Consider the following 19,962-nt stretch of genomic DNA (forward strand, 5'->3'; position numbering starts at 1 on the left):
TTCGCGACCTCTTATGCGAAACGGTTTTCTCTTATTCGGGTTTTGATAGGCGACAGCCCGGCTATTTGGGGGCATTCACGGCGGCAATAAACAGTGTCACCCAGCCGGCGATCATCAATAACCCACCAATCGGTGTAATCGGCCCCAGCCAACGCGGCCCACCCAGGGTAAGGGCGTAGAGACTACCGGAAAAAAACACCAAGCCAAATATAAAGAAAGCGCCGCTCAGAGTGAGTGACAGACGTTCTCCCCAATTCTGTATCAGCAGCGCCACAGCCAATAGCGCCAGGGCGTGGATCATCTGGTACTGCACACCGGTCTTGTAGGCTTCCAATAGCGGCTCGGCGACCTTGCCACGCAGGCCGTGTGCGCCAAAGGCACCGAGAGCAACGCCACTGGCGCCAAATAATGCGGCGAGTAGAAGGTAAACTTTAGCCATGGCTTATCCCATTTTTTTGCGCCCGACGAAGCGGGTCCATGCATCGCAGAAATAAAAAAACCGCGCTGCTGCGCGGTTTTTTCCGAACTGCCAAAGTGCGCTATCAGGCCTCCATAGCCGCACGCACTTTTTTCATGGCGTTCTTCTCCAGCTGACGGATACGTTCGGCGGAGACTCCGTATTTATCTGCCAACTCGTGCAGAGTGGATTTCTCCTCGCTCAGCCAGCGTGCCTGGATAATATCGCGGCTGCGCTCGTCGAGCTGCTCCATAGCATTGGCCAGACTGTTGAAGCTGGTTTCCTGCCAGTTATCCCGCTCCAACTGAGCTGCCGGGTCATAACTGCGGTCTTCCAGGTAGTGTGCCGGCGCTTGCCAGGCGGTGTCGTCATCGTCGTCCACCCCCGCATCAAATGCGGCATCATGAGCGGCAAGGCGGCCCTCCATCTCATGGACCTGGGCGACATCTACATTCAAATCTTTAGCCACCGCCTTGGCTTCATCGTTGCTCAGCCAGGCCAGTTTCTTCTTCTGACCACGCAGGTTGAAGAACAACTTGCGCTGTGCCTTGGTGGTAGCGATCTTCACGATGCGCCAGTTGCGCAGGATAAATTCGTGAATTTCCGCTTTGATCCAGTGCACCGCAAAGGAGACCAAACGCACCCCTTTCTCGGGGTTAAAGCGTTTAACCGCCTTCATCAGACCAACATTGCCTTCCTGCACCAGATCCGACTGGTTGAGTCCATAGCCAGAATAAGACTTGGCAATATGTACGACAAAGCGCAGGTGGGACATGACCAGTTGGCGGGCCGCGTTAATATCTTCGCGATAATAGAGGTCTTCTGCCAGGCGCTTTTCTTCCTCCGCGGACAGCACATCGAAGCTGCTGACGGTCTGGATGTAAGCTCCCAGGTTGGCGCCCGGAGACAGCGTATGCACTGGCTGTAGGCTGGTTCCCATTCAGGTTTCTCCTCTCATTATTAGTCGGCCGATTCCAGCGGCCGCTGTCGTCGGACACTTTATCCGGCAACAGGCTGGACTCAGTGTAGCACTTGCACGAGCGGTTAAGAAAGTCCGCCGCCAACTGCCGTATTCCCTTGTATTGCAGCCGTTTAGAGGGACCAAATCCCACCTAGGTTCCCCAATTCGCTACAGCTTTACGCTTCTTGGCTAAACCAAGGCGTGTAAACACTCGTCTCAGCTGGGTTCGATCTCGCGCAAGTGACGGCCCGCCGCCAGCCAGGCCCCCAGCAGCCCAAGCAAAGCAGCGCCACCGATAAGGCCAACAAAATAGCTGAAACCGGGCCCCACTAGGCTGTAATTACTGCCGTAGCTGGAGGAGAGGCCTGAGATCGGCCCGGACAATAGCAACACCGCCCCCAGTAACAGAGCCCATGCCAGCAGTCCGCCAAAAGCCCCATAACAGAGACCACTGTAGAGGAAAGGTCTGCGCACAAAAGCGTTTGTGCCACCCACAAGCTTTACCACCAGGATTTCCTCTCGGCGGCTCTCAATGTGCAGGCGAATCGTATTGACCACCACCAGGATAACCCCCAGCGCCAACAGCAGCGCGAGCCCTGCGGACATCCGTTGCCCCAGCTCCGTCAGCTGGGTTAGGCGCTGCACCCAGGCCAGATCGAGCACCACCGAGTCACTCAGGGCGTGCTCCTGTAGGTTATCCACAATGCGCTGCAATTTTTCGCTGTTATGGGTATCTCGCGGGCGCAGCAGCAATACTGCCGGCAGAGGGTTGGCATCGAGCCCCACCAGGAGGTCGCCGAGCCCGGATGCCTGCTCGAATTCCGCCAGCGCCGCTTCCGGGGAAATATAAGTCACCTCTGCGATGGCCGGGTCGCTGCGTAGTTTGGCGGCGAAGGAGTCTACTGCCGTTTTCTGCGCTCTCTTATTGAGAAATACTGAAATCTGCGGCTGGCCATCCCAGCCAGCCACAGCGCGCTGAAAATTTGCCAATCCAAGTTGCAAAGCGGCGGGCAGGGCCAGGGCGATAGCGATTACCAGGGCGGTCATAGCACTAGCCATGGGCGTAGCGAAAAAACGACGCAGGGATTCCCGCGCTACCTGGCGATGGTGGTCGAGCCAGGACTGCCAGCGATCCGAAATACCGGTGCGAGCAGCCACCGCGCCACTGCTACGCGGGCGCTTTTCAATGCTACTACTCGCCGGGCGCTGGACTCTAGACTGGGTGTGCTTCACGGCTTGGGACTCCGTCGTAGATCAACTGACCGGCTTGCAGGGTCAATACCCGCCGGCGCATGCGCGCTATCAATTCCAGGTCGTGGCTTGCCACCAATACAGTGACGCCCACAGCATTAAAGTCGGAAAACAGTTGCATGATCTCCTGTGACAGCTGAGGGTCCAGATTACCTGTAGGCTCATCCGCTACCAGGATCGCCGGCTTGTTCACCACTGCGCGGGCGATACCCACCCGCTGCTGCTCCCCTCCAGACAGGGTAATGGGATTGTGTTTCTCCTTGTCCAGGAGGCCTACCTTGTCTAGAGCGGCACGCACCCGGCGGCCCACTTCGCGTTTGCTGCAGCCGGCCACTGCCAGTGGCAGAGCGATATTGTCGAACACACTGCGATCAAACAGCAGCTGGTGGTTTTGAAAAACGATACCCAGGTTGCGGCGGTAATAGGGGATCTGACTATTGCGCAGGCGGTTGAGATTCTGCCCAGCAACCAAAATCGAGCCTTTAGTGGGGCGCTCGATGGCGGTCAACAGCCGCAAAAGTGTGCTCTTACCCGCACCTGAATGACCGGTGAGAAACACCATATCGCCGCGGGGGACTTCCAAGCTGATACGCACCAGGGCGTCCTGCCCCGATGCATAGCGCTTATTCACATTGTCAAAGGTGATCACGATTTTGTTCTTGTTATTCCCTAAGAGGGTTTAGTAGCGATCAAGCGGTATCGCGGCCAAACAGCGCCGAGACAAATTCGCGCGCGCGGAACGGCTGCAGATCCTCAGCCTGTTCACCCACACCGATAAAGCGCACAGGAATACCGAAACGCCGCGCCAGGGCAAAGATCACGCCACCCTTGGCGGTGCCGTCAAGCTTAGTGAGTACCAGGCCGGTGACACCGGCCGCCTCGCGAAATTGCGCAGCCTGGTTAATTGCATTCTGGCCGGTGCCGGCATCCAGCACCAATAGCACCTCGTGGGGAGCGCTGGGATCCAGCTTGCCCATTACGCGGCGCACCTTGGTCAACTCTTCCATCAGGTTGGACTTGGTGTGCAGGCGGCCGGCTGTATCGGCGATCACCACATCAATACCACGGGCCTGGGCCGACTGCACGGCATCAAAAATTACCGAGGCGCTGTCCGCACCGGTATGCTGAGCCACCACCGGCACATCGTGGCGCTGCCCCCAAACCTGTAACTGCTCTACCGCAGCGGCGCGGAAAGTGTCGCCGGCGGCGAGCATCACCGATTTGCCTTCGCCGAGGAAACGGTGCGCCAGCTTGCCGATAGTGGTGGTCTTACCAACGCCGTTAACGCCGACTACCAAAATCACATAGGGCTTTTTACTGGTATCCAACACTAAAGGCGCGTCGACACTGTCGAGCAGCTCTGCCAACTCCTGCTGCAGCGCTTTATAGAGCGCATCGCCATCGGCCAGCTCGCGGCGCGAGACGCGCTCAGTGAGGCGCTCAACAATTTCACTGGTGGCCTCGACACCCACATCTGCCATCAGCAGCTGGGTTTCCAGCTCTTCCAACAGATCTTCATCGATTTCTTTGGCTCCGAGGAACAGGTTGCCCATGCCCTCGACAAACTGATTGCTGGTGCGGCTGAGCCCGCGGCGAATACGTGCAAAGAAACCCTCTTTCTTTTTCGCTACGGGTTTTTCCTGCACGGGGGTGGGCTTGGGCGCTGGCTCCTGAACCCGAGGAGCCGGTTCTGACGCTGCTGCTGCAGTATCGGCTGGCAACTCAGATTCAGGGCTAGACGGAATTTCGGGCTGCGCATTGGCTGTACTAGCGGGCGAAGGCTCAACAGCTTCTGTGGAAGGTTCCTGCACATCAGCAGTCGCTTGTTCCATCTCTGGAGCGGGCGCCTCTGCTGACTCGGCAGCGGCCTCCTGGGGTGCAGCGGGCTCTTTATCGGTGACAGATGGCTCCTGCCACTCTTCCGCCGGGGCCTCCTCTGGTGAGCCAACCGCTTCGGCCTGCTCCCCTTGGGGCTCGCTTTGTTCGGGCTTGCGCTTTTTCTTTTTGCGCAGGAAATCAAAGATCATTCGTTTATCCGGGTGTACCGCTTGCAGAAAGACGCTAATCTTAGCATCGCTAAGCCCCCAGTAGAGAGTTACCTTGGCCAGAAGTTCATCGCGCAAGCAAAGCACACAGCCCCTTTCCCAATTGCGCATCATCGGAGGGCAGTGGCGCGGGCGCAAATTACAATTTGCGCCGGTTGAGGGATTGAGACCTACCGGCGATCGCCTGCGCGAAACCCTGTTCAACTGGTTGCAGTTTCACCTACCTGGCGCACAATGCCTCGACCTCTTCGCCGGCTCCGGCGCCCTGGGTCTGGAATCTCTATCCCGTGGCGCGGCCTCAGTGGATTTCGTCGAACTGAATCCCCAGGCTGCACGCACCCTAAACCAGCAACTCCAGCTACTCGAAGCCACAGATGGCGAGGTGCATAACTGCCGGGCAGCAGATTTTTTGGTCGGTGGCGGCAAGCCTTACGATATTGTCTTTATCGATCCGCCCTTTGCAGACGATTTGTGGCAGGAGAGTCTCGGCGCTCTCACTGGCAGGCTCTCAGAAGGCGCTCTGATTTATATCGAGACACCCCGAGACATTGTTATTTCTGCTGCGAACGACTGGTCGTTAATCAAGGAAAAGCGCGCTGGTCAGGTCTGTATGCGACTGTTTCGTAATAACTCCGATACAACCACTGAACACTGACCGGTCAGCGGGTCAGGTTAACGCATTCGGTTTTGAGCCTTAGCCGTAAATTGTTTACCATTCGCATCCCTTTCAGCCCGCATTTATCCTTGGCGTATGAAAAAAGTTGTCTACCCCGGAACTTTCGACCCAATCACCAATGGTCATCTCGATTTGGTGGAGCGGGCCTGTCGCCTGTTTGACCACGTCATCGTGGCCGTAGCCGCCAGTAGTCGAAAGAATCCTTTATTTACACTGGATGAGCGGGTGGAGCTCTCCCAGCGCGTACTCGGCCACCTGCCCAATGTGGAAGTCATCGGCTTCGATATCCTGCTGGCTGACCTGGTGCGCCAGGTGGATGCCTATGGGGTTCTACGCGGCCTGCGCGCAGTATCCGACTTCGAATACGAGTTTCAGCTGGCTAATATGAACCGCCAACTGGCGCCGAATATGGAAAGCCTGTTCCTGACCCCAGCAGAACATTTGTCCTATATTTCTTCCTCTTTGGTTAGAGAAATTGCCTCTCTCGGTGGAGATGTCGCAAAATTTGTTCCAAGTGCTGTACAAGCGGCACTGGAAGAGAAATTCCGCTAACTCCCGAATTGGTTATTTCTGATACACTCGAGCGGATTTTTCCACAATCCGCGGAGTGTTTCGTGCGTCACATTCTCCTCGCTCTCGCCCTTGTTCTATCTCCGGCCATGGCCGATGAGCCGCAACCGGAAGTCGATACCGGCCGCAGTGCAATCAAGTCTGCCACGGCCAAATCCTATATGGCGGTGACCGCCAACCCCCACGCGAGTCGCGCCGCCGAACAAATCCTCGCACAGGGCGGTAGTGCCGTGGATGCAGCCATCACCGCTCAGTTGGTACTCGGGCTGGTGGAGCCCCAGTCATCGGGTATTGGCGGTGGCGCCTTTATGCTGAGCTACGACGCCAAAGATAAACAGCTGCGCTATTACGATGGCCGGGAAACCGCTCCGGCAGAGGTGGATGAAAACTACTTTATGCACGACGGTAGACCGCGTTCATTTATGCAGGCGGTTATTGGCGGCTACTCAGTGGGCGTCCCTGGCGTCATCCGCATGTTGGAAATGGCGCACCAGCGCGATGGCAAACTGCCATGGGAAGTTTTATTCCAGCCAGCCATCCAGCTAGCCGAAAGCGGCTTTGAAGTCTCTCCACGTCTGCACAAATTGTTGAGCAGACTACCCCATGTAGATGCAAGACCGGCGATCGCCAGTTATTTCTTTGACAGCGACGGCAGGCCCCTGCCGGTGGGCCACCGGCTGAAGAATCCGGAATATGCCCGCACCCTGCGCATGATTGCCAGCGATGGTGCGAACGCTTTTTATAAAGGAGAGATCGCCGAAGCGGTCGTCAAGGCCGTTCGCGGCGACACTGAAAACCCTGGTCTGCTCAACCTTGAGGATATGGCCAATTATCGGGCCAAACTGCGCCAGCCTCTCTGTTCCGCTTTTCTCGAATACCGGGTCTGTGGTGCGGATGCCCCCTCATCGGGCGGCACCACCGTGGGCGGTATTTTGGGCATGCTGCAAGCTTTTCCCATCGCTGAAATGGAAGCCGGGGACGACCTGCTCACCCATTTGTTTATCGAAGCCTCAGAACTGGCCTTTGCCGATCGCAACACCTATTCGGCCGACTCGGATTTCATCAGTGTGCCCAGTAAGGCTTTGGTATCCCCCGCTTACTTGAGCGAACGTGCGACACTCATTGACCCTGACAGCGCCAGCATAGCCAAGCCCGGCAATCCGAACACTGGGGCGACCAAGCGCCTCACGGCCCAATCACCTGAGATGCCCAACACCAGCCATTTGGTCTTTGTGGATCGCTACGGCAATGGCGTCAGCATGACCAGCAGCATCGAAACGGGCTTTGGCTCTCGCCTGCTGGTAAAGGGTTTTCTGCTGAATAACCAGTTGACCGATTTTTCCTTTACCCCAAAAACAGCCAAAGGGCAGTTGGTGGCGAACCGTATCCAGGCCGGCAAACGACCTCGCTCTTCCATGTCGCCAACGGTGGTATTTAATAAAGATGGCAGCCTGCGCCTACTGGTGGGCTCACCCGGGGGGTCACGTATTATCGACTACACCGCCCGCACCATTCTCTACCACCTGGGGCTGAATATGCCGATTGCCGATGCCATCGCAGCCGGCAACATTGGCGCTATCGGGCGGCGTGTCGAACTTGAACCCGGTTTCTTTAGCCAGGAAACCATCAATAAACTCAGGGCACGCGGGCACGAGGTCGTCGAGCGCGATCTCAACAGCGGCATTCATGCAATCGCGGTAAAAAACAATACACTCCACGGCGGTGCCGACCCCCGCCGGGAAGGTAGTGCGCTAGGGCACTGATTTTCTGGAGGAGGCATATTGCATGCCTCCTCAAAACCATCCCCCCTAGAAAGCTGCCATTCATAAACCAGCTTTCCGGATAGCGTGCCCCTTCTTTAGAGTGGTCCATACTTCCCCCTAGCTAGCGTAAGCCAAAACGCAACTGGAGGGCCCCTCTTGGACCACCGCAAAGTAGATGCCACTGGCATCGAACTCCTGCACGACCCCAGCACCAATAAGGGCACTGCTTTTACAGAAGCGGAACGCAACAAGTTTGGCCTTAACGGCCTGATTCCCTACGCTCTGGAAACCATCGAAACCCAGGTAGAGCGGGTGATGATGCAGCTGAGCCACAAACATTCGGATATCGATCGATTTGTCTACCTGACCGGTCTACTGGATACCAATGAGACGCTCTTTTACCGAGTGGTGATGTCTGATCCGGTGCGCTTCCTTCCGATCATTTACGACCCCACTATCGGTGAAGCCTGTACCAAGTTCAGCCATATCATGCGCAGGGTCAGGGGTGTCTATCTGTCTATTGCACAGAAGGGCAGTATCGCCGACTCCCTGTCTCACTGGCCGGACCGGGACATTCGATTTATTTGTGTCACCAATGGCGGACGAATTCTGGGGCTCGGGGATATCGGCGCGAATGGCATGGGTATCCCCATTGGTAAACTGCAGCTTTACACCGCCGCCGGGGGCGTACCGCCAGAACATTTACTGCCACTCTTTTTAGATGCCGGCACCGATAATGAACAAGTACTCGCAGACCCACTCTATGTAGGCCTGCGTCGTAAACGCCCGGATACCGAGACGCTTTACCGTTTTGTGGATGAATTTGTGGACACTATCCAGCAGCGCTATCCACATTGCTGCCTGCACTTTGAGGACTGGACCGGTAGTGACGCCGTCCACCTGCTGCAACGATATCGAGACAGGGCCTGCTGCTATAACGATGATATCCAAGGCACTGCGGGTATTGCCCTGGCCGGCATGATCAACGCCCTGAAAATCAAACAGGGCTCGTTAAAGGATGAAAAAATCTTCTTCGCCGGTGCCGGCTCTGCCGGCATAGGGCTTGCAGATTTATTTGTGAGTGAACTGGTCAATGAAGGGCTCTGTAAGGAAGAGGCCCAAGCCCGCATTATTATGTTCGATGAAAAGGGACTGCTGGTAAAAAGTCGTGAAGACCTTTTCGACTTCCAGCGCCCCTACGCACACGACCAATCCCCAACTTCACAATTATTGGAGGCCATAAAAACTCACAAGCCAACCACCTTGATTGGCGTCAGTACTGTTGGTCAATTATTTACCCAGGAAGTCGTGGAAACTATGGCCGCACACAACCCGCGACCCATTATTTTTGCTCTGTCCAACCCAACCGAACATGCCGAATGCAGTGCGGAGCAGGCCTACAGTTGGAGCCAAGGCCGAGCCATCTATGCCGCCGGCGTACAATTCCCCAAGGTCACACTGCATGGAAAAACCTATTTGCCAGGCCAAGCGAATAATTTATATATCTTCCCCGCGATAGCAATGGCAATTTATGCAACAAGTGCTAAACGTGTGCCCGATTCACTATTTATTGAGGCCGCCCGTGGAGTTGCTGAGCAAGTTGGTCAAGATCTGCTGCAGCAGGGCTGTCTGTTTCCGCCACAATCAAAAATTTTAGAAATATCCCAAAATACAGCCGCAAAAGTCAGCAAGAAAATCTTTGAACTTGGACTCAGCACACTGGAGCCGCCAAAAGATTTTTTAGAATTTATAGAAAAACATACTTATAAAGCTGAATATCTTTCTTATATTTGAATTTAACCCAATGCAACAAAGGTCAGAAGGTGTCTAGTTGTATTGATCTTGGTTCATTGTCTGAATTTCTTAAAGATTTCCGGTCAAACACCAAGCGTCCCTTATAAAAAGTCTTTATCACTTTGGCTTCATCAACCTGACTTTTAGAAACATTAAATATATTTCTATCTAAAACAATAAAATCAGCCCACTTACCCTTTTCGATACTGCCCGTTTCCTTTTCCAAGCCTCCAGAATAGGCAGCATTAATTGTAAAAGCCTCAACCAGGTCATCAATAGAAATTCCTAGATTTAATCCCCGATAAATAACCGCCATTGGATCCACCATGCCACGAATCTGAGAGGGGTCAGAAGATAATAAAGAGACACTCATGGGAATATATTTTTCTCCACCCTCTAAAACTCCACCCCCAGTTGAACCTTCTCGGCCGCTATACAAGAGGAAAATATTTTTTGGCTGTACAAATACGGCACTATGCATCTGGGAAAGCTGATCCAGAGTGGACTCTTTATCTAAAGAAGCATTAACAATTGCATTGCGTATTTTGGTGTCGCCCCCCTCCAACTTTTCCAGTATATTTAAAGCTTTATCAGTTTCCTCTCCTCCAGAAACCAAAATCTGTATGGGAAATTGGTGAGCGTTCGCCCTTTGCGCCAAACTAATAACCTCTTTAAGCGAACCAGTAGTTCTTGAGATTGGTTCAGTAGTGATCCACACCTTTAAATTTTCTGGTAACCATCCAATATAACTTATCGAAATCAGCCTAAAGTCATCGATTGTTATTTGACTAACCTTTTGCTGCAACGAACTAAAATCTTTGTCGGCAAAATCTGTACTAACCGCCATTGAGGCCAGCACGCGAAAACCCATGGGTTCAATTTCGGATATTTGATCAAAATAACGCTTTTGACCTTCCTCATCTTTTAATACAACAACGGAATCATAGAGACTTGTCACACCATTACTAACCGCTAAATCTTGCATACTGAGCAAGTCTTTTCGGTAATCTCCGTTTATGTCCTGCGGGATCAATTTCTCTATTAGTGCGACAGCGCCAGGACCCCGCAACCAACCAGTAGCAATGCCGTGTTCGTTTTTTTCTATGAATCCATTAGGAGGATTCACACTATCGTTATTAAATCCTGCGGCAGCCAGACCTTCTGAATTTGTCCAGATATTGTTTCGGTCTGTAGAAAATAAAATAATCGGGATCAGGTCATTAATTTGATCGAGAATCCCTTTGTGCGGAGGCTCAACAGAAAATGCCTGCAAATTCCAACCATCACCCACAATCACTTGCTGTTGCGGATTCTCTCGAATATAACGCGCTACCGCAAAACGGTAATCTTCAATGGAGCCTCCAGAAAATAAGTTGATTCTGGATGCCGCCCCCCGAATTTTTGCCCTTTGGAAAAAGCCAGGTAAAACCAGCTTACCATTCAGATCTACAATTTCAGTATCCCCGCCAATATAAGCCTCAACACCTGCCTCAGTGCCGACAAAGACAATTCGTCCATCCCTGATTGCCATCGCCGCAGCAATAGATCGGGCTTTATCCGCGGTATAAATAGTGGCGTTGCGGATAATTAACTGAGCGGGCTTGCTTGGGGTGGGATTGGCGGTGGGAATGGAGCCTACGCTCTTTTCTAGAGGATCACAGGAGAGGAGCAAAAGAACCGATAGCAAACTGAATAAACGCATATAGCTTCCCACGGATTTGCCCTATCCCCTCAATTTTCCACTGTGAAAAAATTCAGCGAGACTAGCAATTCAATGATTCTCTCAAGGCCACAGCCAGTGATAGCCGAAAGAGCCTCTCGTACAGGGACCTAGACCGCACTCCAATAGGGTGCTGGCCAGGTTCGCCATAGCAATGGTGAGAAAAAGCACCGCGATAAATTTCTCGGGAAAGGTAAATCGACGCGGTGACAAATTGCGCCGCAAGAAGCCCAACATCATTGCGACCCCGCAATAAGTAAGCAGCCCAAAAAAGGCCACGGCCGCCCAGGTATAGAGATGCAAGCCGAGAAAGGGCTCTCCAAATCCGGGGTTATTGGGCAGAATATGCAACAACACCTGGCGCCCGGCAGCAGCCAGCCCGGCAATACTCGAGAGGATAACAATTCCGTAGTGAGCGGGACGTACACCAAATCGCAGGTTCATCAGCAAGCCCAAGCCAGCCATGGTAAAGGCTACACGCTGAAGCAGGCAGATGGGGCAGGGCAGTTGGTGCTCGTAAAGCTCGATGATAAAAGCCGCCCAGAGAACCACAGAGAGGCCGAGAAGAGCCAGGGCATCGAGCCTTCGGACCATATACACCATAGCGGCACCCCGGCTAGAAGGAGAGGTCCAGCGTTGTGTTCGAGTGATAAATCAACCAGATGATGTAAATCACCATAGTCAACAACCACCACAGGGTGGCCGCGCGCTGGCGGCGCTTCCATATATACCAGGCTGCAATCAGAACGGTGAGAAAAGGCAGTACCAATACCACGGGCCATCTCCACAGACAGCAATACTCTGATATTAGTAGTAAATTCCCGCCAATGCCCTACCGCAAAGTAAGCTCAACGCTGGCAACGAGTGCAAAAGAAGGTACTGCGCTGGCCCAGAACCATATCCCGCACCGGGCTCCCACAACTGGGGCAAGGTGCTCCCGCGCGGCCGTAGACATTGAGTTCCTGGGCGAAATATCCCGGCTTGCCATCACCACCGATAAAGTCCCGCAGGGTAGTGCCACCTTGGGCAATGGCACGACTCAATACCTTTTTGATCGCCTCTGCAAGGCGCAGATAGCGGGCTTTTGAAATAGAGCCCGCTTCACGATCCGGGCGGATACCTGCCAGGAAGAGGGATTCACTGGCATAAATATTCCCCACCCCCACCACGATACGCCCATCCATTATGAACGTTTTCACCGACTGTTTACGCTTGCGGGAAGCGGCGAACAGGTAGTCACCACTAAAACTCTCCGACAGCGGCTCTGGCCCTAAATGACTGAGGAGATCGTGGGCCAGGGGGTCTGCTGCGGTCCACAGAAGAGCGCCAAACCGGCGTGGATCCCTGTAGCGCAGGGTCAGGCCACTATCGAGTCGCCAGTCGATATGGTCATGCTTCTCAGGAGACTCTTCCTGCTCGACCAGGCGCAGACTTCCAGACATCCCCAAATGCCAGATGGCACACCCCTTATCTGTATGCACCAGTAAGTATTTGGCGCGACGCTCCAGCTTCAGAATACGGGCATTTTTAATGTGCTTGGCGAAGTCCAGGTCCACAGGCCAGCGCAGTCGCGCCTGTCGCACCACAACCGATCGCACCCACTGCCCCTCTAGATGGGGGGCGAGGCCACGGCAGGTGGTTTCTACTTCTGGGAGTTCAGGCATTTCTCATCTCACGATGGCTGTAGCCGAGGAGCGGACACAAAAAAGCCCGGCAAGAACCGGGCTCTTCTGCGAGTACGCGGAAGGCAATTACTTGATTTTGCCTTCTTTGTACATAACGTGCTTGCGAACAACGGGATCGTACTTTTTGATCTCCATTTTCTCAGGCATGTTGCGCTTGTTCTTGGTAGTGGTGTAGAAGTGGCCAGTACCGGCGCTGGAATTCAGACGAATCTTCTCACGCATTGCTCAATCTCCAATCAGTTAGCTGAATACAGCTAATTATACTTTTTCGCCGCGGGCGCGCAGCTCAGTCAGGACAGCGTCGATACCTTTCTTATCGATAACGCGCATGCCTTTTGCGGAAACACGCAGTTTCACAAAACGCTTCTCGGACTCAACCCAGAAACGGTGGCTGTGCAGGTTCGGCACGAAGCGACGCTTGGTGCGGTTCTTAGCGTGGGATACATTGTTTCCGGTTACCGGACGCTTACCGGTTACCTGACATACCTTGGACATCTGTTGGCCTCTTCAAAACGCTTGTGCCCGCATGGCGCCAATCCTGAAGAGGAAAAGGGTGTGCGGGAACATAAAAATCGGGATTCTAATCCGGTTCCTGGATGGCGGCGGAACCTGTGCAGAATCTGGCCCGGCCGCAAAGAGCGGCGTTTTATACCAAAAGAGCCCGTAGGGAGCAAGTTTTGTACAGTACTTCTCCGCCAATCGCAGCTTCTCAATTGCAGTGCCTACAGCAGCCCCTGCTCTGCAAAGGATAGGGCCTGGCCCTCGCCCACTATCAGATGATCCAGCACCTTGATATCCACAAGCTCCAGGGCCTGTACCAAACGCTCGGTAATCCAGATGTCCGCCTGGCTAGGCTCGCAAATGCCCGATGGGTGATTATGCGCCAGAATCACTGCCGCCGCACCCCGCTGTAAAGCAGCCTGCACCACCTCACGAGGATAAACACTGGCGGCATTCAGAGTGCCCTCGAACAATTCCTCAAAACTGATAACACGGTGCTGGGTATCCAGGAAAAGGCAGCAAAAGACCTCGCGGCGGCGATGGCGCAACTGCATAGCCAGGTAGTCTCGCACTGCCGCCGGACTGCACAAAGCACTGCCCTTCCGCACCGTTTCTGCCAGGTGTCGTCGCGCTATCTCCAGCGCCGCTTGCAGCTGTACAAACTTGGCATCCCCCAATCCACGAGCGCGACAAAACTGCTGCCTACCGGCCTCCAACAGGGCACGCAAGCCGCCAAACTCACTGAGTAGACCCCGCGCCAAATCCACTGCGGAAACGCCCGGCAGCCCCACCCGCAAAAATATCGCCAACAACTCTGCATCCGACAGCGCCGCGGCACCCTGCGCCAATAGCTTCTCCCTGGGCCTCTCAGCCGCCGGCCAATCCTTGATCTTCATAATCGTTTCTCGCCTTCCCTGACTGTCTTTTTTTGTGAACTCTCTCCCCAACTCACCACAAGCACGATTTTCGCGTCTATTCTGCGCCTTATAAGTCCAGACGCAGAAATGCTAATCTAACCCGCTCGCATATATTCGGAAACTGTATCTATGTCCTCACTGGCCGATAAACGCATACTTTTGGGAATCAGTGGCGGTATTGCCGCTTACAAGAGCGCCGACCTGGTACGCCGCCTAAAAGAACGCGGTGCCCAGGTGAGAGTGGTAATGAGCGCCGGCGCGCGCGAGTTTGTGCAGCCGCTGACTTTCCAAGCCCTATCCGGCAACCCTGTACACACCGATCTGCTGGACCCAGCCGCTGAAGCCGCCATGGGGCATATCGAGCTGGCCAAGTGGGCCGACCTGATCCTGATTGCCCCCGCCAGTGCCCAGATGATGGCAAAACTGGCCTGTGGCATGGCCGACGACCTGCTCACCACCTTGTGTCTCGCTAGCGAGGCACCAGTGGCTCTGGCCCCCGCCATGAATCAGGCCATGTGGCGCCACCCAGCCACCGCTGCCAATGCCAAAACCCTGCATGACCGCGGGGTACAGCTGTGGGGACCGGCGGCTGGCAGCCAGGCCTGCGGTGACGTGGGACCCGGCCGCATGCTGGAGCCCGCTGACTTGGCCCTGCAGGCCGAGTCACAGTTCGGCTCTAGCGACTGTCTGCGCGGCAAGCGCGTGGCGATTACCGCCGGCCCAACCCGCGAGGCCCTGGACCCGGTACGCTACCTGAGCAACCACAGCTCCGGCAAGATGGGGTTCGCCCTGGCCGAGGCCGCCCGGAAGGCCGGCGCCGAGGTCACACTGATCGCCGGGCCGGTAAATTTGGCCACTCCCGCACATGTGAAGCGCGTCGATGTCATCGATGCGCGGGATATGCGCGATGCCGCCGAGCGTGCGGCCGACCTCTGCGATATTTTTATCAGCGCTGCCGCTGTTGCCGATTTTCGCCCCGCCTCGGTGGCGGAACAAAAAATCAAGAAACGCGAGGGCTGCGACGAGAGCGCTATTACCCTGGTTAAAAACCCGGATATCGTCGCCGGCATCGCCGCGCGCAGCGAGCGACGCCCCTTTACCGTGGGCTTTGCCGCTGAGACACAGCAAGTCGAACAGTATGCGCAAAGCAAACTGCAACGGAAAAACCTCGATATGATTATCGCCAACGACGTCAGTGGCAGTGAAACCGGCTTCAATAGTGACCGCAATGCCGTCACGGTGATAGATCGCCACGGCAATACACAACTGCCCGAGGCTCTAAAGGCCGACCTAGCGCGACAGTTAATAGAAATTATTGCCGTCAAAGCGCAGAAATAAAGATCAACAGGCAGGAAAATCAGTGGTTTTCAACAAGAAAAATCAGAGCCAAGGACTATTGCACAAGGGGTTGCTGCTGCCTTCGTTGCTGGCGGCCGTCGCCTGGCTCTGCGGGGCCTATCTAATCGTTGAGCATATAGTCATCCCCCACAATCAAGCGCAAGTACAACAGGCAGCCCGGGCGCAGGGAAAAATCTTCGCGCAAGATATAGAGTCTCTGTTAGCCGAACGCACGCGGCAGCTGCAACAAATTGAACGCAATGGACAACCCCTTGAAGAACAGCTAAAAACAGCACAACTACCGAAACAATCGCGAATTCAGGTCTTTTCAGAGGCACAAATCCGCGTGGGCGCAGGTGAAAAGCCAACCCTGAACTTCGCGCTAGTAGATCTGCTCAAGCGTACCCGACAAGACAGTCAACAGCCCCTAGAGATACTGCGTACCGGCCCCGACAACAGCTGGCAGCTTCACAATGCTGTTAACCTGGCTGGGCAACAACTTCTGGTCAGCCAGCCCTTCGCTGTTTTGCAAACATCCCTGGAAACGCTCGATAAAAACCAGGGACAGATTCAGCTGCTTCAAAAATTTCCCGATTCGATTGCACAGCCCCTTTGGCGCGGCGGGCAGGGCAGTGGCTTCAGCCATTCTGAAGCAATTCCGGATAGTTACTTGCAGGTGCAGTTCAGCCCCTCCCCTGCATTTATCCAGCAACACAGCTTGCCACTTGTGTGGATCTATCTCACAGCCGGCGCCGGCCTGCTGTTCTCCTTGCTGGTACTTCTACGCTTCCTGCCCCGAGACAACCGTGCCCCCTGGGAGCGCAGCCAGAAAGGTGGAAGAAGCGAAAGTGAAAAATTCCCTGCGCCCGAGTCGCAGCAGGATGCTCTGCTGGCGGATGAAGCTTTACCCCAAGGGCTCGCATCGGCACCCAGCATCGCTCCCGAAGCTTTACAACAGAATATGACAAATCGCGCTGAGGCAAGATCTGCGACCAAATCAGGTAAGCCCCAACATCCGCTAACTACCGAGTTTCCCCCTCATGTGTTTCGCGCATACGATATCCGCGGCATCGCCGGTGAGGAAATTGATGAGCCCTTTGCCTACCAGCTGGGAAAGGCCCTCGGTACCCTGGCACAGCACGCCGGAGAGCAGATCCTGCTAGTGGGGCGCGATGGCCGCAACAGTAGTGCACTGCTCAGCAACTGCCTGATGGAGGGGATTCTCGATAGCGGCTGCAACAGTATCGATCTGGGCCTGATCCCATCACCACTGCTTTACTACGCCTGCGCCAAGGGCAAGAACACCAGCAGCGGTGTTATGGTGACCGCGAGCCACAATCCGGCGGAATACAATGGCTTCAAGATTGTGCTCAAGGGCCGCCCCCTCTCTGAAGAAAAGCTACAGGGCCTGCACCAGCTTATGCAGCAGGGGCCCTTCAAAAGCGGGGAAGGCAGTAACCGCGAGCAGGATATTAAAGACAAATATATTGACGAGATCTTTAACAACGTCGCCCTCGCCGGACAACCGCACCTGATAGTGGATGCGGGCAATGGAGCCACTTCCGTTTTGGCACCCCGGTTGTTTGAGCAGCTGGGCTGCGCAGTCACTCCGCTGTTTTGTGAAGTGGATGGGGACTTCCCCAACCATCCACCCGATCCCTCGCGCCCGGAAAACCTGCAAGCATTGATCGACAAAGTGGCGGAAACCGGCGCAGACCTGGGCATAGCTCTGGATGGCGATGGTGATCGTGTCACTCTGATTTCCAGCAGCGGGCGCATCGCCTGGGCCGATCAGCTAGTTATGCTACTGGCGAGAGACATCCTGGCACGCAACCCAGGGGAGACGATCGTCTTCGATGTGAAAAGCAGCCGTAGCCTTGCTCAATTGATAAACCAGTATGGCGGCCGCCCGGTGATGTGGAAGACCGGCCACGCGCCGATGAAAAACAAAATGCTAGAAACCAAGGCAATTCTTGGCGGTGAGTTATCCGGCCATATTTTTATTCGGGATCGCTGGTTTGGTTTCGACGATGGTATCTACGCAGCGGCGCGGCTCCTGGAGATTATGGCCCTGCGGGAACAGAGCCTGGATGAACTCCTCGACTCACTGCCGCAAATGGAGAGCACCCCGGAAATATTGTTGCCCGTAGAGGAGCAGGAGAAATTCTCCCTGATTGAGCAGTTGCGCGAACAAGGCAATTTTGACAATGCCGATATCAATACTACCGACGGTCTGCGCATAGAATTTTCTGATGGCTGGGGGCTGGTGCGCGCCTCCAATACCACCAGCGCGTTGACCCTGCGCTTCGAGGCCGAAAATAAAGAGGCTCTGGAGCGTATTCGCAAAGTAGTCATGGCGCAGATCAAGAAAATTGCTCCCACAGTTGTCGTTCCCAATTGGGAACTGCTCAACTAGCGCACCAATTTTAAACCTGTGCGGCACAGGCAGGTGCCGCAACCGACTAGCGCTCCGTGCTTTAATCAAAAAAATCTCGACCGCGCAGTATCTACAGCAGCGGCTGGACAGCGGGAAAGCTATCCAGCCGCATCCCACCATAAAGGAATTGCCATGTCCCTCGATAAGAAGTCCGCTCTGCGTATTGCTCAGGTTTTGAATGAAGCCTTGCCCTATATCCAGCAATTCACCAATAAAACAGTGGTGGTAAAGTTTGGCGGTAATGCCATGGTGGATCACGAACTGCAAAGCGACTTTGCCCGCGACATTATCCTGATGAAGCTGGTGGGCATGAACCCGGTAGTGGTACACGGCGGCGGCCCGCAAATAGGCCTGCTGTTGAACAAACTCAATATCGAATCTCACTTTGTCGACGGTATGCGCGTAACCGATAGCGAGACCATGGATGTGGTGGAAATGGTATTAGGAGGCACGGTCAACAAGCAAATTGTCAATCTGATCAATCAGAACGGTGGTCGCGCAGTCGGCGTTACCGGCAAGGATGGCTTGTTAATCGAAGCGCGCAAACTGAGTCGCAAAAATGAGAGCGCCGGCCTGCACGCCTCAGAAATTATTGATATCGGCCAGGTAGGCGAGGTGGAAAAGGTCAATACCGATGTCATCAATATGCTGATCCAGGGCGGCTTTATTCCGGTAATCGCCCCCATCGGCGTCGATAAAGAGGGGGTTTCTTACAATATCAATGCCGATCTGGTGGCCGGTAAGGTCGCCGAGTGCTTGCAGGCAGAAAAGCTGATGCTGCTCACCAATGTTGCAGGCCTGCAAGATAAGCAGGGCGAGGTACTCACCGGCCTGACGACGCCCCAGGTGGAAGGGTTGATTGAAGATGGCACCATTCATGGCGGTATGCTGCCGAAAATCAGTTGTGCGCTCGACGCGGTAAAAGACGGGGTCACTTCTGCCCATATTATCGACGGCCGGGTACCTCACGCGGTCCTGCTGGAAATATTTACCGACACCGGCGTCGGCACCTTGATTACCAATAGTGAGACATAAAGCCATCGCACAGTAGCGCTTGGCAATTGAAGACAGACGTCCGAATCGGTAGGATTCCGCCGCCGAAATATTATGGCGACAAGAGCAAAAATCACCGTCCACCCCCCAGTGGACTAAAGGCAATCAATGAGCAGCGAAAAAATCAATCGGCGCCAGCAAATTCTGGAATCTCTGGCACATATGCTGGAAGCCAGTCCTGGCGCACGTATTACAACTGCAGCCCTGGCCAAGGAAGTTGGCTTTTCTGAAGCGGCGCTATACCGCCACTTCCCCAGTAAGTCAAAAATGTTCGAAGGCCTGATCGAGTTTATCGAGGAGACTATTTTCAGTCGCATAGCGCTGATTCTTCAGGAAGAACCCTCTGCTTTGGAGCGATGCCAGAGAATCCTGCACCTTCTGCTGGCTTTTTGTGAGCGCAATCCGGGTATTACCCGACTTCTCACTGGCGATGCGTTGACCGGCGAAACCGAGCGTTTGCACGGGCGTATCCTGCAGCTGTTCGATCGCCTGGAAACCCAAATCCGTCAGATTTTGCGTGAAGCGGAACTGCGTGAACACCTGCGTCCAACCCTGCCCCTGGGCGGTGCCGCCAACCTGTTATTGGCCAGTGCCGAGGGCCGTATCGTGCAATATGTACGCAGCGGCTTTAAGCGCAAGCCCACCGAGTACTGGGCCGAGCAATGGCCGGTTTTGACCTCCGGCTTTTTCCGCGAGACCGTCGCCGCAGCCAGGTAACTGGCTGTGCGGTATGGAAAGTGAAAGATAACTGGAAGGACGCACGTGTAACGAAGCCAGAAAGGCGCTAATGGTCC

The 19,962-nt window shown here is 54.6% G+C and carries 20 protein-coding genes; 8 read left to right on the forward strand and 12 right to left on the reverse strand.

What is annotated here, in order from left to right:
* Positions 1 to 61: 61 nt before the first annotated feature.
* The 5 genes from ACJJI0_RS14840 to ftsY form a co-directional block, all read right to left on the reverse strand.
* On the reverse strand, positions 62 to 439 hold the full coding sequence (locus ACJJI0_RS14840) for a DUF423 domain-containing protein (protein ID WP_444883187.1): 378 nt from the start codon (positions 437 to 439) through the stop codon (positions 62 to 64).
* A 103-nt stretch (positions 440 to 542) separates the two neighbouring features.
* Positions 543 to 1,397, reverse strand: coding sequence for an RNA polymerase sigma factor RpoH (rpoH, locus tag ACJJI0_RS14845; protein WP_252083866.1), 855 nt, complete (start codon positions 1,395 to 1,397; stop codon positions 543 to 545).
* 237 nt (positions 1,398 to 1,634) lie between these two features.
* Entirely contained in the window at positions 1,635 to 2,651 is a 1,017-nt protein-coding gene (gene ftsX, locus ACJJI0_RS14850; protein WP_444883188.1) for a permease-like cell division protein FtsX, read from the reverse strand.
* Entirely contained in the window at positions 2,632 to 3,318 is a 687-nt protein-coding gene (gene ftsE, locus ACJJI0_RS14855) for a cell division ATP-binding protein FtsE (RefSeq protein ID WP_252083868.1), read from the reverse strand. Before ftsE ends, ftsX begins: the two co-directional genes overlap by 20 nt.
* 40 nt (positions 3,319 to 3,358) lie before the next feature.
* Positions 3,359 to 4,501 carry a signal recognition particle-docking protein FtsY gene (ftsY, locus tag ACJJI0_RS14860; protein WP_444885937.1) on the reverse strand — a complete coding sequence of 381 codons (1,143 nt, stop codon included), beginning with the start codon at positions 4,499 to 4,501 and terminating at the stop codon, positions 3,359 to 3,361.
* 268 nt (positions 4,502 to 4,769) lie between these two features.
* Here ftsY and rsmD point away from each other — a divergent pair, with 268 nt between their 5' ends.
* The 4 genes from rsmD (at position 4,770) to ACJJI0_RS14880 (ending at position 9,517) form a co-directional block, all read left to right on the forward strand.
* Positions 4,770 to 5,369, forward strand: coding sequence for a 16S rRNA (guanine(966)-N(2))-methyltransferase RsmD (rsmD, locus tag ACJJI0_RS14865; protein WP_444883189.1), 600 nt, complete (start codon positions 4,770 to 4,772; stop codon positions 5,367 to 5,369).
* 96 nt (positions 5,370 to 5,465) lie between these two features.
* Positions 5,466 to 5,942: a pantetheine-phosphate adenylyltransferase gene (coaD, locus tag ACJJI0_RS14870; protein WP_444883190.1), complete on the forward strand. Its 477-nt coding sequence runs from the start codon at positions 5,466 to 5,468 to the stop codon at positions 5,940 to 5,942.
* Positions 5,943 to 6,004: 62 nt separating this feature from the next.
* A complete protein-coding gene (gene ggt, locus ACJJI0_RS14875) occupies positions 6,005 to 7,723 on the forward strand; it encodes a gamma-glutamyltransferase (RefSeq protein WP_444883191.1) in 1,719 nt (572 codons plus the stop codon).
* A 156-nt stretch (positions 7,724 to 7,879) separates the two neighbouring features.
* Entirely contained in the window at positions 7,880 to 9,517 is a 1,638-nt protein-coding gene (locus ACJJI0_RS14880) for an NAD-dependent malic enzyme (RefSeq protein WP_444883192.1), read from the forward strand.
* A 22-nt stretch (positions 9,518 to 9,539) separates the two neighbouring features.
* On the opposite strand, the gene ACJJI0_RS14885 is transcribed toward ACJJI0_RS14880, so the two are convergent.
* From ACJJI0_RS14885 to radC, 7 genes are all read right to left on the reverse strand, one after another.
* Positions 9,540 to 11,219, reverse strand: coding sequence for an amidohydrolase (locus ACJJI0_RS14885; protein WP_444883193.1), 1,680 nt, complete (start codon positions 11,217 to 11,219; stop codon positions 9,540 to 9,542).
* 81 nt (positions 11,220 to 11,300) lie between these two features.
* Positions 11,301 to 11,840, reverse strand: coding sequence for a disulfide bond formation protein B (locus ACJJI0_RS14890; RefSeq protein ID WP_444883194.1), 540 nt, complete (start codon positions 11,838 to 11,840; stop codon positions 11,301 to 11,303).
* Between the two features lie 13 nt (positions 11,841 to 11,853).
* Positions 11,854 to 12,012: a DUF5993 family protein gene (locus ACJJI0_RS14895; protein WP_252083875.1), complete on the reverse strand. Its 159-nt coding sequence runs from the start codon at positions 12,010 to 12,012 to the stop codon at positions 11,854 to 11,856.
* A 73-nt stretch (positions 12,013 to 12,085) separates the two neighbouring features.
* A complete protein-coding gene (mutM, locus tag ACJJI0_RS14900; protein WP_444883195.1) occupies positions 12,086 to 12,901 on the reverse strand; it encodes a bifunctional DNA-formamidopyrimidine glycosylase/DNA-(apurinic or apyrimidinic site) lyase in 816 nt (271 codons plus the stop codon).
* Between the two features lie 87 nt (positions 12,902 to 12,988).
* A complete protein-coding gene (gene rpmG / locus ACJJI0_RS14905; protein ID WP_020413983.1) occupies positions 12,989 to 13,144 on the reverse strand; it encodes a 50S ribosomal protein L33 in 156 nt (51 codons plus the stop codon).
* Positions 13,145 to 13,180: 36 nt separating this feature from the next.
* Positions 13,181 to 13,417, reverse strand: a complete 237-nt coding sequence (rpmB, locus tag ACJJI0_RS14910) for a 50S ribosomal protein L28 (RefSeq protein ID WP_020413982.1) — start codon at positions 13,415 to 13,417, stop codon at positions 13,181 to 13,183.
* A 227-nt stretch (positions 13,418 to 13,644) separates the two neighbouring features.
* Positions 13,645 to 14,319, reverse strand: coding sequence for a RadC family protein (gene radC / locus ACJJI0_RS14915; RefSeq protein WP_444883196.1), 675 nt, complete (start codon positions 14,317 to 14,319; stop codon positions 13,645 to 13,647).
* A 150-nt stretch (positions 14,320 to 14,469) separates the two neighbouring features.
* Between radC and coaBC the strand changes: the two genes are divergently transcribed.
* From coaBC to slmA, 4 genes are all read left to right on the forward strand, one after another.
* Entirely contained in the window at positions 14,470 to 15,678 is a 1,209-nt protein-coding gene (coaBC, locus tag ACJJI0_RS14920) for a bifunctional phosphopantothenoylcysteine decarboxylase/phosphopantothenate--cysteine ligase CoaBC (protein WP_444883197.1), read from the forward strand.
* Positions 15,679 to 15,700: 22 nt separating this feature from the next.
* Positions 15,701 to 18,094 (forward strand): phosphomannomutase/phosphoglucomutase, encoded by a 2,394-nt coding sequence (locus ACJJI0_RS14925; RefSeq protein ID WP_444883198.1) that lies wholly within the window; start codon positions 15,701 to 15,703, stop codon positions 18,092 to 18,094.
* 153 nt (positions 18,095 to 18,247) lie between these two features.
* Positions 18,248 to 19,150 carry an acetylglutamate kinase gene (argB, locus tag ACJJI0_RS14930; RefSeq protein WP_444883199.1) on the forward strand — a complete coding sequence of 301 codons (903 nt, stop codon included), beginning with the start codon at positions 18,248 to 18,250 and terminating at the stop codon, positions 19,148 to 19,150.
* Between the two features lie 126 nt (positions 19,151 to 19,276).
* The gene (slmA, locus tag ACJJI0_RS14935) at positions 19,277 to 19,885 is read left to right on the forward strand and encodes a nucleoid occlusion factor SlmA (RefSeq protein WP_252083881.1); all 609 of its coding nucleotides are present in this window, start codon (positions 19,277 to 19,279) and stop codon (positions 19,883 to 19,885) included.
* Positions 19,886 to 19,962 lie beyond the last annotated feature (77 nt).

The sequence above is a fragment of the Microbulbifer mixtoriginis (SeqCode) genome (assembly GCF_052466695.1).